This is a genomic window from Acidiluteibacter sp. (genome assembly GCF_055129545.1).
Map to the genome: position 1 here is coordinate 145,443 of NZ_JBSRUB010000023.1, position 14,737 is coordinate 160,179.

Genomic DNA, 14,737 nt, shown 5'->3' on the forward strand with positions numbered 1-14,737 from the left:
TTATTGTCGTTAATTTAATTGATTGTTGCGGTAAAAACACTTTTACCGTTTGAGTTTAATAATTTTTGGGCTTCATAGATCGGCATAACACCTGCTCCGTAATTATTAAAGTCCCAATTTGTTGGATTCGTATACCACTCGTTTATATTCATTGTTAAAACAATATTTAACGGCTTATTCGCTTCAAAATTTGAATTTCGAATGAAGTGTGTAAAATGATTTGCTTCAAATGAAGTACCTGAGCTATCTACTTTTTTAGCAGTCCCCATATGAGTGGCAAACGGAGCACTATTATTTTTTGAATCAATGAATTGTCCTTCCAACTGCATAAAGTGGTATCCACCACCTAACATCTCCGGCCAACTCCAATTTGCAGCATTCAGATCTGTGTATTTTCCACTGATATTGGCTTGCTCATCAAATCCAAAAGTATAGGAGATTCCACTATAGCTCCCATAAGGTACCTGAATTGATGGAGTATACTCGAATGTTTCTGGTTTAGAAAGATCTACAAAAAAGTAATCGTCTAATTTAATCTGAGCGCCATTGACTTGGTGCAATGTAATGTTTGACACTAAATACCTTAATTTAGAAACATTGTACGACTGACCCATTGCGTTGGTATACGGCTTATTAGTGCTATTTAACTCCATTTTTTTTCCATCCACTTGATGATCAAAGTTTAGCACATGTAAGTGGAATAAATTGGTTCAACATATATATCATCATCGTCCTCATCATCTGGTGAACATCCCTGTAGGAGAAAGATTAAGCAAACAATTACTATCCCAAAAATGTGTTTTAATTGAAAAGTTGATTTCATCATGAGGTTTAAAAATAATAGTTCAATTCAGTAATTAATCGCATTTTGTTATTCAACTGGTTGTCATACAACGACTCGTAAAGGGGAGTGAAATAAGTTGCTCCAATAGAAACCTTTTTATAGAATAAAGTTAATCCCATATTTCCAAATAACGTCTCACCACCTGAAGCAAAATACTCCTGACCATTGTCAGTATCTCTATTACTTCTTTCATAAGCTGCTCCTAGGGTTGGCATCAATCTCGCGTCTTTGATTTGTTGAATATAGAACAAAGACGGATTAAAATTGAATCGGTTGGCAAAGCGAAAATTATTTTTATTAATGGTATTTATTTTATAACTCACATTGGCGTTAATTCCCACATTATGAATCATTAGAATACCTTCCATCATTAAAATAAAATCAACAGATCCTGAACCAGATTGCATGTGAGGATCTAGTATTGTTTCTGGATCTCCATATGAGATGCCTTTTGTTTTACTAGTAATAGGGTAATTGGTATACGATTTATTGTAGGTTCCAGTCGGTAATTTTATACCGGCTCCCACCGTAAATCGTTTTACCCAATCGCTGGTATCTTTGCATAGCTTGCTGTTATATACTTGATATTTAGTTAGTATTAAAAGATCTCCTGGTCCTGAAATGGAATTGGTCATGCTGTCATTTTTTCCCAAATAATTATCTGAGAATGACAATGAAGCATCTATTTGGACTCTTGGGTTTACAAAATACTTGAGCCAAAGGTCATAGCTGTTGTAAACCTCTTCTAAACTGTAAGGCTCTGTGGAGAATTGTGCTCCATGCTTATCAAGTGTACTTATAGGCACAGTGGCTTCAAAATCTTTCGCAAAACTTCTGTAGCGGTGCACCATGCCGAATGAACTTTTATAGTCATCAGGGCGGATGCCAACATATATACTGCATAAGTCGCAGGATAGTGCTACCTCGGAAATCAAAAGAAATACCACAAAAGCCAAAACACTCAATTGGTTTTTAACTTTCATTGTTACTCATTTCTACTGTATACGAACTATTTAGTGGTTAAATAACCACTCCGGATTATACTAGAAAATTAGAGTCCGGAGGTGCAAGTGCAGAATAAGTATGACCTTCTAACAATTTAGAGTCAAAAGAAGGGAATAAGAATTTCTTGAATAGTTGAAAATTTACCATCTTGGAGATGGTGTCATAATAAAGAATAACGGTTCGGTCATCATGAGTGGCTTTTTTATCTCCATGTTGTCCTTCATCCGCCTTTTTAAGATCAGTCATTTGTTTCATAAAATGACATTGTCCACCACAAGCTAGCTCAGGTTTGTCTTTATTCACACAAAACTCTTCAGTGATGGATTCTTGGTTCAGCTGAAAATTGAATGTAACGATGGAATAATGGAGAGTACCCACTAAAAAAAGTGGTAGTAATAGGTAGGTGCCTAATATTTGGAGTACTTTTAACATTCATTCAAAGTTAGCTTTAATTTTACATTAGAAATGTGATAAAAGTTACATTTCATGATTTTCTATGAAAAAACCACTTATTGTAATTCTGGGACCAACTGCAATTGGGAAAACTAAATTAGCTTGTCATTTGGCAAATACCCTTGAAGGAGAGCTTATTTCTGCGGATAGTAGACAGGTTTATATTGGAATGGACATTGGAACCGGTAAAGATTTAGAAGATTTCACAATAGATGGGAAAACGATTCCATATCATTTAATTGATATTAGATCAGCTGGTGAGGAGTACAATGTATTCTCTTTTCAACAAGACTTTTTAAGGGTCATGGAAGCCATTGAACAGAAAAATGCTTGGCCGATATTATGTGGTGGTACAGGAATGTATTTAGAGGCCGCATTGAGTGAGCATCAATTTTTGAAAGTAGATCAAAATGAGTTGTTGAGAAATCAATTGGAAAGTCTCTCAATGGAAGAATTAGTAAAATATTTAGAAAAGCTAAAATCATTGCACAATCAGTCCGATACACAAGATCGGTCACGATTAATTCGGTCCATAGAAATAGCTGAATATGAACTTAAAAACCCTGTTCAACCCATGCCACACTTTGAACGATTGGTGTTTGGGATTCAAGCTGAACGTTCGGTGATTAAACAAAATATACACAATCGCTTGAAAGAAAGATTGGAGGGTGGATTAATAGAAGAGGTAGAACAATTAATTGCTGGTGGAGTTTCACATGAAAAATTACAATACTACGGGTTAGAATATAAATTTGTCAGTCAGTATTTACTTCAAGAGATAGATAAAAATCAGTTATTTGAAGAATTGTTTAAAGCCATTTCTGCTTTCGCCAAACGACAAATGACTTGGTATAGACGGATGGAAAAGAAGGGAACTAAAATCAACTGGATTCCAGTGGAGCTTTCATTAGCTGATAAGATTGCTGTAATTCAACAAAAAATAAAAGAAATTGAAACAGTTTAAGATATATAAATCCTCGGCAGGATCCGGTAAGACTTTCACCTTAGTAAAGGAATACTTAAAGTTGGCCTTAAGTTCAAGTGGTGAGTTTCACTTCAAGCGAATATTGGCGATCACTTTTACAAATAAGGCCGCCAATGAAATGAAATCTAGAGTGGTGGAGGCTCTTTCTGCATTGTCTTCTGACGAGCAATTGACAGGTTCCATTGTTTTTCTACAACAAGATCTGATAAAAGAATTGGGCTTGGATGCTGCTCAGCTAAAAGAAAAGTCTGGTAAAGTACTTCGAATTATTTTGCACAATTATGCTGATTTTGCAATTGGAACCATTGATAAATTTACACATCGAATCGTAAGAACCTTTGCAAGAGATTTAAAATTACCTACAAATTTCGAAGTGGAGTTGGAGTCAGATCCATTATTGAATAAAGCAATTGACCTCTTAATTGCAAAAGTAGGAGTAGATCCATTATTAACAGAATTGCTGGTTGAATTCACGAAAAGCAATATCCAAGAAGAGAAAAAATGGCAATTGGAAGGCGATATTTTAACCATTGCAAAGCAATTGCTACAAGAAGAGGGTGAGCAATACCTAGACAATCTTAAACGATTTCAGTTTAATGATTTTCAGCGAAAAATAGAGTTTTATAAGGCAGAAAATCAAAAGTTTAGAAAAGAAATTGAAGCCATTGGGCAACAAGGTTTAGAATTGATAAAAGTTAATGGAATTAATAATGAGAGTTTTGCAAGAGGCAATTCAGGTGTTCCTAAATACTTTGAATACTTAGCTAGTTTTGAGTCAGAAAAGTTACAGCCAAACTCCTACCACAAAGCCTCTTTTGAAGAAGATAAATGGTTGAGCGCTAAAGCGGCAAAAGATCAGTTACAGAAAGCGGCAATTGAAGGAATTTCAGGCCAATTATTGGATTTGCATTTAAAAGCGCAACAATTAGTAGATACGTATTACGCCACTTTTATTGTGCGAGATATTGCGTTGAAAAATCTTTACGCAGTGGCTTTAATCAATGAGTTGGATAAAATTATAGGAGAAATTCGAAAAACGGAGAATCGAGTTCACATCTCTGAATTTAATAAACGGATTTCTAAGGTCATTTCTTCAGAACCTGCTCCTTTTATTTATGAGCGAATTGGTGAAAAGTATAAACATTACCTAATAGATGAGTTTCAGGACACTTCGGTTATGCAGTTTCATAATTTGATTCCATTGTTTACTAACGCATTGGGTGAAGGGTTTTTCAATATGTTGGTGGGCGATGCCAAGCAATCCATCTATCGATTTAGAGGTGGAGAAGTGGAGCAGTTTACCGCCTTGCCCAAAATTTATAAATCGGAAGAAAATCCAAGTGTGGCCGCCAGTCAAGGATTATTTGATGACCAAATAGATGAATCTTTTTTAAAGAAGAATTTTAGATCCAAAGTAGAGGTTGTGTTGTTTAACAATGAGTTGTTTGACTATTGCAAGGAGGTGGCTCCAGAGATTGCTAGCTTGTACGAAGGGCAGGCACAAGAACCCAATCCCAACAATACCGGCGGACTTGTTCAGCTTCATTTTTGTGAAAAGGCAGCTCGTTCTTCTAACTCTGATGAAGAGGAGGAAGATGGTTCTGAAAAGGAATCGGAACATTTTACCAAAACGTTAACCACCATTGAGAATTGCTTAAGTGATGGTTATCAGTATAAAGACATTGCTTTGTTGTTTAGAAACAACAGAATTGCCAATACAGTTGCCAAACAATTATTGGAATTGGATTATCCGATTTCATCTGCAGAATCTGTTTTAATTTCCAACTCTGCTGCTGTAAGTTTGGCAGTTAATGTGTTGTATCACATTGCTTATCCACAGGAGTTGATGTATCAAAAGGAAATTTTAGATGCCTTATATTTCAATGATTATTTTGGAGATCAATCACTTCATGAAGTCTATAAAACCTTTTTAATTCAAGATAAAGCACACTCGTTTTGGGTGGAATTGAATTTGTCTGGATCAAAAACATCCATCGATCAATTTAGGCAACGACCATTGTATGAGATTGTAGAAGGGGTTTTTAGAATGGTGGGATTATTTGAAACTGCTGATCCATACATTCAGTTTTTCTTGGATGAAGTCTTTCAGTATGCACAGACCAACAACAATGATATTCAAGGCTTTTTGGATTGGTGGGAAACCAATAAATCTAAGAAGGCAATTGTTATACCTGATGGATTGAATGCCATTAATATCTTGACCGTCCATAAATCAAAAGGGTTAGAATTTCCAGTGGTTATCATGCCGTATTCCAATGAAAGGGTGAAAATTGACGGCGGAAAATGGGTTGAAAATACCTCTGCAGAAGAACCGATTTACAAAACGGATTACCTCACGTTAAATACATCATTGGAACAAACGGAATATGCTTCCGTTTATGAAGAGGAGAAGCGCAAGTCCTTGATCGACTTTTTTAATACGTTTTATGTAGCAGTTACTCGACCTAAAGATCGATTGTACATTTTTACAGATCAGCCACCTAAAACACCCAACAATAATAGTGTATCTACTATTTTAAGTGGATTTTTATCTCAAAAGGGCATGTGGAGTTTAAACGAATCGACCTATGAATTTGGAGCTTCAGTTGCCACAGTTTCAGAAGCGTTGAAAGTAAATGCCATTGAGATGAATACTTTTATTTCAACCGACTGGAAAGATAAATTGCAGTTGAGTTTGCAAGCACCTGATTATTGGGACATCAATATGGGTGAAACTGCTCGTCAATATGGAAGTACCATCCACTTGATTTTGGCAATGATAAAATCGGCGAGTGAGGTAAATAAGGTGTTGGATCGAATGCAAAATCAAGGATCAATTTCAGCTATTCAACGCATGGATTATCAGATGGATGTTGAGCGAATTCTAGGTGATCAAAAGATCTCGCGGTATTTTGCTCCTAACAATAAAGTGAAAGTAGAATGTGATATTTTGACTTCTGATGGGACGACCTTTCGTCCTGATCGGGTGGTTTATTTTGATGATCACGTTCGTGTGATCGATTTCAAAACCGGTCAAGCTTCAGAACAACATGAAATTCAGTTAAAGAATTATATGAATTTAATTCAATCCGTTGAAAATAAAACAGTAAAAGGAAGTTTAATCTACATAAAAGATGCGCATGAAGTAGAAGTTCATTAGCGCAGCAATGTAATGTTTCCTTTCTTTTCGATGATGTTATCGTTATAGCCCAAAGCTTTAATGACGAAGATGTAGGTGTCTATTGCTTGTGGTTGACCTTTGTAAGTTCCATCCCAACCAATGGTTTGGTCGTTGGTTTCAAATACTTTTTCTCCCCATCGGTTGTATATTTCGAATACAATTAACTCCTTAATTCCCCAACCTCGCACATAAATAATGTCGTTTGTTCCATCGCCATTTGGGGAAAATGCTTTTGGGATATCAGCCGTAAAACCATCATATACATCTACAGTAATTGAATCAGTAAATTCAAAACAACCCAATAGATCAGTAGTTCTCAAGGTATATTTTGTTGTCACTAATGGCTTTGCTGTAGGGTTTGGACAATTGGAACAACTTAAACCTGTAGTTGGTGTCCAACTGTAAATGACGTTCGCGTTGTTGTTTCGTTCAATCAATTTTAAATCTTCACCTAAATAGATCAATGTGTCATCAAACAGGGTAATTCGTGGTTGATTGTAAATGATCAAGTTCACTTTTTGAGAAGCGGTACACAAATTAGTATCTGTAATGGTCAATTGATAATTGGTTGTAAAATCAGGGGAGGCCATTGGATTTGGTAAAGTCGCATCATTTAGTCCTGTACTAGGAGTCCATAGATAGGTATCACCACCACTTCCAAATAGTTGGAGACTATCACCTTCACAAATGGAGGAGTCGTTGCTCACTGAAATAACAGGGGTAGGATATACTTCTAGGTTCACTTGAGTCGTATCTACACAACCTAGTCCTTTCGCAAATAGTTTGATCGGGTATGTTCCAGCGTTATATGTTTTGGTGATGTTATCGAGTCTTGATGTTTCTCCATTTCCAAAATCCCAATAAGAATCATCGTCGCCCAATGTATTGTTTCTAAAATCTACTTTTAATGGTTCGCAGCCACTAGAGTCTGAAATACCAATTAAAGCAATCATTTCTTTGATGTAAATCGTATCTCGAACACCAATATTACATTCATTGGCACTGTCGTTTAAAATCAGAGTAGGGTAGAGTGTTCCTGCTCTGTCGGTATATCGATGAGTCACAGGGCTTGTAGTTGCTGATTGTCCGTCGGCAAAATCCCAAATATAGGAAGCGACACTTTTTGGATTAACAATTTCAAATGTAATTTCCTCATTGATACAAATGGAATCTGGATAAAAACGAATTTCAGCTGAAGGACCACGAGTTTTAATGTATGCTTTTTTAACAATGGTATCCTTACAACCAGAGTTAGTTTCTACTCTGTGTGTGACGTCGAAATCGCCCAATGAGGTATAATTGTGGAATGCATCTTCAAACAATGATCCTGAAGAATTATCACCGAAATCCCAACTCCATTTGACTAAATTATTGTCTGGACTGGTATTTGTAAAATTAACAGCTAAAGGATAGCAGCTACTGAAGGTGGTATCTGCAGTAAAGTCAGCGGTAGGTTTGGCTTCCACTGTAATGTAATTGGGTTGAGTCAGAATTTCAGAACAATTCAATGTATTGGTCGTTCTTAAGGAAACAGTATATACCCCAGGCGAATCATAAACAACCGAACCATTGCGAGTGGTGCTTGTTTTTCCATTTCCAAAATTCCACAAGTAAGAGAGAGAGTCACCAGTACTTATATTTGAGAATGATACGATTTCTCCCACACAAGCTGTTCTATCTGAAGCGATGAAACGAGGTGTATTTCTAAGAAATCGAACGTAATTATTCTTTTTAGTGGTTCCGATGCATCCCAAAGTATCTCGAATAGTTAACGATACATCATAGTCGCCTTCAAGTGAATACCTAGATGAGTCGGTTGTTTTTTTAGATGACTTTCCATTTCCAAAATTCCATGTCCATTCAACTAGCTGCTGATAACCAGTAGTAGTGTCTGTAAAAACTACCGTGCTTGGATCGCAGAACCGAGTAGGGATTCCTGAAAAGGTAGGTTTTACTTCATATGCGATTAGATTTAAAGAAGCGGTATCAATACAACCCAAATAATTGGTTGAAACCAATTGAACCAACCGTGTTCCAGGAACAGTAAAACCACCAGAGATACTGTCTTGACGAATAGTATTTCCTCCAATCAGCCAATAAAAATCATCAACAGGGCTTGGGAAAACTGGCCTTAAAACGTAATTAAATGGGGCACACATGATTGCTTGACTGGCCCTAATAAAAGTTTTGTAAGGTGATGAAGAAACGTCTATTGCTCTTTTATAACTACAACCAGTAGAATCATTATATGCTGTTAACGTAACAGTAAACAATCCGGGATAAGCATAGGTGTGAGAGGGATTTATTTGAATTGAATCCAGTGCAGTACTATCGCCGAAATCCCAATAGAAACGTTGATAATCCTTCATTTCAGATTTGAAGTAATGCGTCAATAAATCAAAACAATCTGCTGAATCACTTAATGGTTTAATTAATGGGCCATTGACATGAACGGTAATGAACGAATCTACCTTACAGCCCAAATAGTCAATAACCAACTTGATACGCGTTGTTCCTGTGTCTTGAAAATTAAATACGCTGAGTAAGGTATCACTAAAGATAAATGGAATATCCCTTTGATTTGTTATGTTGACAACTTTATCTACATACATTTCTTCTTCAGGGAATTTGAAAATCGCAAATAAAGTATCAGACGCGCAAACAGTATCTTGAAGTTGATTTAAATCGTAAAAGGCTGGATATCCACCTTTAATTTCAATGGTTGCGGAGGCGGTACATCCATTAGCATCTGTCACAATTAATGTCACAAAAAGAGTTGTGTCTTTAGTTAACGTATAATTCAAAGAATCTCTAGATGTGAATATTCCAAAAGCACCATTATCACCCACTAGCCATCTGTAACTAACTATTGAAGAGCTTGTAATAGTATTAGATTTAATGACTATTGGAAGTGGAATACAGCCTCCATCTTTTGGCTCCAAACTAAGTGAAACTTGCGTTATAGAAGAATTTCTATCGGTTCGAATCACCGTATCAATACATCCAAACCTATTTGTGGCAATTAAAGTATCTGTGAAAAATCCATCTGTTAAATTATTAATGGAAAAGGTATCTCTATTGAATAAATTTTTGGAATTTATGATCCAATGGGTAGAATCTGAGTGAAATGATTGATTTGTAAAATTTACTTTTCCTGCCAATTGACAACTAAAAACTGGGCTAATGCCAAATTTGGCATCCAAGCTATCAATGTAAATTAATTTGGAGCTTGTATCGACACAACTAGAACCAAACCTAGCTGTTAGTTTTACACGATAAGTTCCGTAATTTTTATAAACGTGAGTTGGTTCAAATGCAACAGCTGATTGTCCATCTCCAAATTCCCATAGTGTAAAATTTGAACCTAAACTGTTGTTGGTAAAAGTAGCTGTGAGTCCTTGACAGATGCTATCTCGATCAATTATAAACTTAGACTCAATGTTCTGAATGCTGATGTAACCATTGCTTGTTCGTGTGTTTGTACAGCCTGAAGCATCTCTAACAGTGAGTGAAACAGTATATACACCAAATGCATTATATGTGGTTGATGGATTTGCTAGTGTGGAAGTTTGACCATTTCCAAAATCCCATAAATAGGTCAATCCATTTCCGGTGGAAGTACTTACGAAATTTACGTTGTGAGGTGCAGAACAGGCTGATGTAGGTGAAGTAGCATTAAAGCGGGCAACTGGCGAACTTGTCACCGTCACCATATTGTTGTTTATTTTGGTGTTGGAACAGCCATTATTATCGGTGACTTTTAATGACACATTGTAGCTCCCAACAGTCTGATAGGTGTGCGTTGGGTTTTGAGAAGTTCCAGCAGGACTACCGTCATTAAAATCCCATAGCCATTGGTTGATTGTGCCACTCCCTTTGATTGAATTGTCTTGAAAATTTACCGTCAGTGGGCCACATCCTGCAGAAGGATTTGCTACCAATCTACTTTCGGGGCTTTTAAATACATTTATATAGGCCGATTTTGTGGTGCTGTTGCTTCCATTGGCATTGGTAACAGTAAGTTTAATGTTATAGTTCCCCACATTACTAAAATTGGCAGTTGGACTCTGCAATGTAGAGGTGTTTCCATTTCCAAAATCCCACAACCATGATGTCGGAGAACCTGTTGATAAATCGGTAAAGTTGACATTTCCCAACACATCACATCCTTGGGTTTTATTCGCTGAAAAGTTAGCAGAAAGTTGCGCATAACTAGCAGTGGAAAGGATCGATATAAAAAGAGTGAGGAAAAGTTTTTCAATAAGATTCATAGAAAGTTCTTGTCATTTAGGAAACTAAATATACCATTTTTGATTGATTTGAATGTCAAAATGGGGAACTATTGAAGATTTTACAATCAGCTATACTTTCTGTAATTGATTTTTAATCCGTCACTTAAAACTCCATCAATCCAACATTCTTTTTGCAGACGTTTATAATGCTGAATTAGTTTACTCGGAGTTTTAAAAAATATACACTATTGTCCTTTAATATCTAAATGCAAGTAGAGATTAAATTTTAAGTCAATGGAATTTAGTGATATAGGTTAAAAAATTGTTTGCAATAATGGGCTGGGAAAGTTATTCTAAACTGAACCGTTGAATGGTCAGCTCAAACGATTCTTCTTTTTTATTTCCTATGAGAATCCCAACTTGAGCGATGGATTCATTCACCAATGGAGGTAAATTTAGTGACTGTCCTCTAAATTGAGGTTTAAACTCATTTATTTTCAACTCAATTGATTGATTTTTTCCCGTTGTCTGGATTTCATACACATAGCTTTCACGATCAAATCGGCTCTTCTTTAATCTGATTTGATATTTTTTGCCGTCTCCTTTCAGCTCGATTTTACAAATTGACACGTTGTTAGCAGTGGGTTGTTCTAAATTGGATTGCGTCATACAGAATCCACCATTGTTAGCTAGTGAAACGACTCCGGTAAAAACGATACTTCCTTCTTTAGAATTGTTGATTTCGGCAGTTGAAACTCCACCCATTACTGTGTCGTTTACTATTTTCCAATTGGATACATCTAGGTTAACCAGTGTTGAATTCATAAAAAGAAGATTTGCAAGGAAGAATTGAATGATCATTGGTTTCATTGTCTAATTAATTAACCACCAATACAACTAATTTGTTCTTTGTCACGTCCTAATTTCATATTAAAAACTGAAACCGAATAAAAAATCAATGTATTCTTTCACAACTACTTTAATTTATTAATTTTAGTCGATGCACAATCCCTATTGTCATACTAGTAAGCTACTACTTACGGCCTTTTTACTTTTGTTTTCATATCAAATGAAAGCACAGGACGTGCATATTTCTCAGCAATTAACCAACCCACTTTTCATAAATCCTGCTCAAACAGCCAATTCGAATGCCAATTGGAGATTAATGGACAATTACAGAACTCAATGGAGAAGTTTGGGTGACCCATTTGTAACCAACATATTGGCAGCAGATAAACGTGTTTATATTCTCAATCAAAAGATTGGACTTGGAGGAGTAATCATTAATGATAGAAGTGGAGCAGGAGAGTTAGAAAATTTTTCGATTTATTTGAATGCGGCTTATGAAAAAAATATTGCTGGGTTCAAGTTAAGAGGAGGATTCCAAACAGGATTTGTGATGAAACAATTTGATAAGAATAAACTCACCTTTCCAGATCAATACGATAGAACTCAAGGTGGATTTAACAATCAATTTACTAGCAATGAATCGTTCGCTAGTGCCTCAAGTAGTTATTTAGATATAACTTTAGGGGTGCTGGTTAGCCGAAAGTTATCAGATAAGTTGGAGTTGGGAATTGGTTGGACCAATTATCATATCAATACGCCCAATGAATCCTTTACGGGAACTGAAAATAAGCGAGAAGCATACTACAATTGGCAATCGTTTGGGAGGTATTCCTTAAATTATAAATACACCATTTTGCCATTTATTTCTTATAGTTTTGAGTCGAAAGCCTCTCAATTATTACTTGGATCAGATGTGCAAATGAAATTAGAAAATCAACTCCAAAAAATGGAGTATGTCATTGGCGGAATCTATAGCAGAATGGGATTTAATCGAAATTTTGATGCAGCAATTCTAAAAGTTGGCTTGGGCTTTAAGCGAGTAGAAGCAGGCGTGAGTTATGACATCAACTTATCAGGTTTGCGATCAGTTTCCGGATATAGAGGAGCACTAGAATTTTCTGTCATTCTGAAAGGCCCATCCACATTATTGAATTTTAATACCATCCCTTGTGAACGTTTATAAGCTTCCTTTTTTCCTCATTTGTCTATTTATTTCGTTTTGTGGTGTCGCGCAAAGTGGCAATGAATCAGCGGCTTCAATGAAAAGAAGTGCCAAGGAAGCCATCCGACTAAATGATTCATATGCAGCCGTTCATTACCTCGAATTGTACTTGAAAGAAAAGCCCAAAGACATCAAGCTATATTATGAATTGGGACACCAATACAGACTTTCAAGAAACTATAAAAAAGCATACAATACCTATAAGTATGTCGCTGAAGTGGAATTGAATGAATATCCTAAGGCACTTTTTTATCAAGCCGAGATGGAAATGCGTTTGGGCAAATACGATGAATCTAAAACAAATTACGAGGCTTTTAGAAAGATATACAAAGGCGAAAGTGACGAACGAGAATGGCGGAAATTGGCAAAGGATAAAGCTGAAGCCATAGACACTGCAAAATCGATTTTAGAGAATGAGCCAAAATTTGCATTAAAGCATTTAGATAGAAATATTAATAAAGCATACATCGAACAGTCCCCGATTTTTATAGATCAAAATACAGTGATTTATGTAGCACTGAGGGCCGATTCCTTGATTTCATTTAAAGGAAAAGAAGGGGAAGACATTCCGAAACGGAAATTCTACATTGCCAAACTGGTAAATGGAAAATGGAGTTTTGAAGGCCAATTGAAGTTTGATTCGTTTTTTGATACCTATGAAATATCAAGTGGAAGTATAGCGCCTAATGGCAACCGAATGATCGTTTCTGCTTGCAAACCAGATGAAAATCGGAAGATGCGTTGTGAATTATTTGAATTGACCAGAGATGGATCTGATTGGAGCAATCCTCAAGCATTGCCCAAAGAAGTAAATGCTACAGGAACTTCCAATACACAGCCCACGATAGCCGATGGAAGTAAAGCTTTTCAAACGATCATTTACTTTGTGAGTGACAGAAAGGATGGAAAGGGCGACAAGGACATTTGGTACAGCATTTATGATGGTCGGAAGAATACCTATCGAGAAGCGCGGAATGCTGGAATGAAAATAAATACTTCACAGGACGAGTTGACACCTTTTTATGACAATGAAAGTGGCAAGTTGTTTTTCAGTTCAGAAGGCCATCCTGGATTGGGTGGATTGGATGTTTTTTATACCGAAGGTGCTAAAAGTAAATGGGTGGAACCGATGAACATTGGAATGCCAATTAATTCATCATCAGATGAGTTGTTTTTTACTGCTTTTCCCAATGGAATAGATGGATGGTTTTCCAGTAATCGGCCTGGAGGAGTAGCATTAGAAAATGAAACGTGCTGTGATGATTTGTATGCCTACAAAAAGATCGATAGTGTTCAAGTAGTGATAAGTGGAAAAGCGACTTTAGACGGGAAAGTGACATCAGGCGTGGTGTTGGAGCTATTTTATTTTGATTCAGAAGGCGAGAAGGTATTCAATAAACGAACGAGAAGTGATGCAAATGGCAATTACCAACTTCGATTGGAACCAGGACGAAAATATGCCGTAGAAGCCACCTATGAGGATGCATTTACAGAAACCCACGAAATGAAAATATCAGATGGGTTTACAGAAACCAATTTAATTTGGGATGCTAACTTGATGCCATTTAGCGACAAAGCATTCGTGATTGAAAACATCAATTATGAATTTGATAAGGAGCTTTTGACGGAAACAGCAAAACGATCCATTGATTCATTATTGCTTCCGCTATTACAGAATAATCCGACAATAAAAGTGGAGTTGGGATCGCACACCGATAATCGAGGAACGACGGCTTACAATCAGCATTTATCGCAAAAGCGGTCAGAAAGTATTGTGAAATATTTGATACAAAAAGGAATTCGAGAAGACCGAATGAAAGCGAAAGGTTATGGAGAATCTATGCCTATCGCACTGAATGAGAATGCGGATGGAACAGATAACCCGGAAGGAAGAGCTAAGAATAGACGAACGGAAATAAAGGTAATCGGTTTAGTTAAAGGTCTTGAAGAGGAAGAGTAAACGCTG

At 36.4% G+C, this 14,737-nt stretch carries 9 protein-coding genes; 4 read left to right on the forward strand and 5 right to left on the reverse strand.

The window, feature by feature from the left end; all coding sequences use genetic code 11:
• Nucleotides 1-14 precede the first annotated feature (14 nt).
• From ACTB0X_RS11405 to ACTB0X_RS11415, 3 genes are all read right to left on the reverse strand, one after another.
• On the reverse strand, nt 15-689 hold the full coding sequence (locus tag ACTB0X_RS11405) for an MbnP family protein (RefSeq protein WP_463025151.1): 675 nt from the start codon (nt 687-689) through the stop codon (nt 15-17).
• 142 nt (nt 690-831) lie between these two features.
• A complete protein-coding gene (locus ACTB0X_RS11410; RefSeq protein ID WP_463025152.1) occupies nt 832-1,827 on the reverse strand; it encodes a hypothetical protein in 996 nt (331 codons plus the stop codon).
• A gap of 55 nt (nt 1,828-1,882) precedes the next feature.
• Nucleotides 1,883-2,281 carry a hypothetical protein gene (locus tag ACTB0X_RS11415; protein WP_463025153.1) on the reverse strand — a complete coding sequence of 133 codons (399 nt, stop codon included), beginning with the start codon at nt 2,279-2,281 and terminating at the stop codon, nt 1,883-1,885.
• 64 nt (nt 2,282-2,345) lie between these two features.
• Between ACTB0X_RS11415 and miaA the strand changes: the two genes are divergently transcribed.
• Nucleotides 2,346-3,266: a tRNA (adenosine(37)-N6)-dimethylallyltransferase MiaA gene (gene miaA, locus ACTB0X_RS11420; RefSeq protein ID WP_463025154.1), complete on the forward strand. Its 921-nt coding sequence runs from the start codon at nt 2,346-2,348 to the stop codon at nt 3,264-3,266.
• Nucleotides 3,253-6,447, forward strand: coding sequence for a UvrD-helicase domain-containing protein (locus ACTB0X_RS11425; protein WP_463025155.1), 3,195 nt, complete (start codon nt 3,253-3,255; stop codon nt 6,445-6,447). Before miaA ends, ACTB0X_RS11425 begins: the two co-directional genes overlap by 14 nt.
• Here ACTB0X_RS11425 and ACTB0X_RS11430 read toward each other — a convergent pair.
• Complete coding sequence (locus ACTB0X_RS11430) at nt 6,444-10,739, reverse strand: PKD domain-containing protein (RefSeq protein ID WP_463025157.1); 4,296 nt, start codon at nt 10,737-10,739, stop codon at nt 6,444-6,446. The genes ACTB0X_RS11425 and ACTB0X_RS11430 overlap by 4 nt on opposite strands.
• Nucleotides 10,740-11,048: 309 nt before the next feature.
• The gene (locus ACTB0X_RS11435; RefSeq protein ID WP_463025158.1) at nt 11,049-11,525 is read right to left on the reverse strand and encodes a CIA30 family protein; all 477 of its coding nucleotides are present in this window, start codon (nt 11,523-11,525) and stop codon (nt 11,049-11,051) included.
• A 175-nt stretch (nt 11,526-11,700) separates the two neighbouring features.
• Between ACTB0X_RS11435 and ACTB0X_RS11440 the strand changes: the two genes are divergently transcribed.
• Together ACTB0X_RS11440 and ACTB0X_RS11445 are read left to right on the forward strand one after the other, a co-directional pair.
• The gene (locus ACTB0X_RS11440; RefSeq protein ID WP_463025159.1) at nt 11,701-12,732 is read left to right on the forward strand and encodes a PorP/SprF family type IX secretion system membrane protein; all 1,032 of its coding nucleotides are present in this window, start codon (nt 11,701-11,703) and stop codon (nt 12,730-12,732) included.
• Nucleotides 12,733-12,808: 76 nt separating this feature from the next.
• On the forward strand, nt 12,809-14,731 hold the full coding sequence (locus ACTB0X_RS11445; RefSeq protein ID WP_463025160.1) for an OmpA family protein: 1,923 nt from the start codon (nt 12,809-12,811) through the stop codon (nt 14,729-14,731).
• Nucleotides 14,732-14,737 lie beyond the last annotated feature (6 nt).

Bases quoted from the DNA above. Each gene is read 5' to 3' on its own strand.
- ACTB0X_RS11410 (WP_463025152.1), bottom strand. From the start codon at position 1,827: ATGAAAGTTAAAAACCAATTGAGTGTTTTGGCTTTTGTGGTATTTCTT.
- ACTB0X_RS11435 (WP_463025158.1), bottom strand. From the start codon at position 11,525: ATGAATTCAACACTGGTTAACCTAGATGTATCCAATTGGAAAATAGTA.
- ACTB0X_RS11430 (WP_463025157.1), bottom strand. From the start codon at position 10,739: ATGAATCTTATTGAAAAACTTTTCCTCACTCTTTTTATATCGATCCTT.
- ACTB0X_RS11445 (WP_463025160.1), top strand. From the start codon at position 12,809: ATGAAAAGAAGTGCCAAGGAAGCCATCCGACTAAATGATTCATATGCA.
- ACTB0X_RS11415 (WP_463025153.1), bottom strand. From the start codon at position 2,281: ATGTTAAAAGTACTCCAAATATTAGGCACCTACCTATTACTACCACTT.
- miaA (WP_463025154.1), top strand. From the start codon at position 2,346: ATGAAAAAACCACTTATTGTAATTCTGGGACCAACTGCAATTGGGAAA.
- ACTB0X_RS11440 (WP_463025159.1), top strand. From the start codon at position 11,701: ATGCACAATCCCTATTGTCATACTAGTAAGCTACTACTTACGGCCTTT.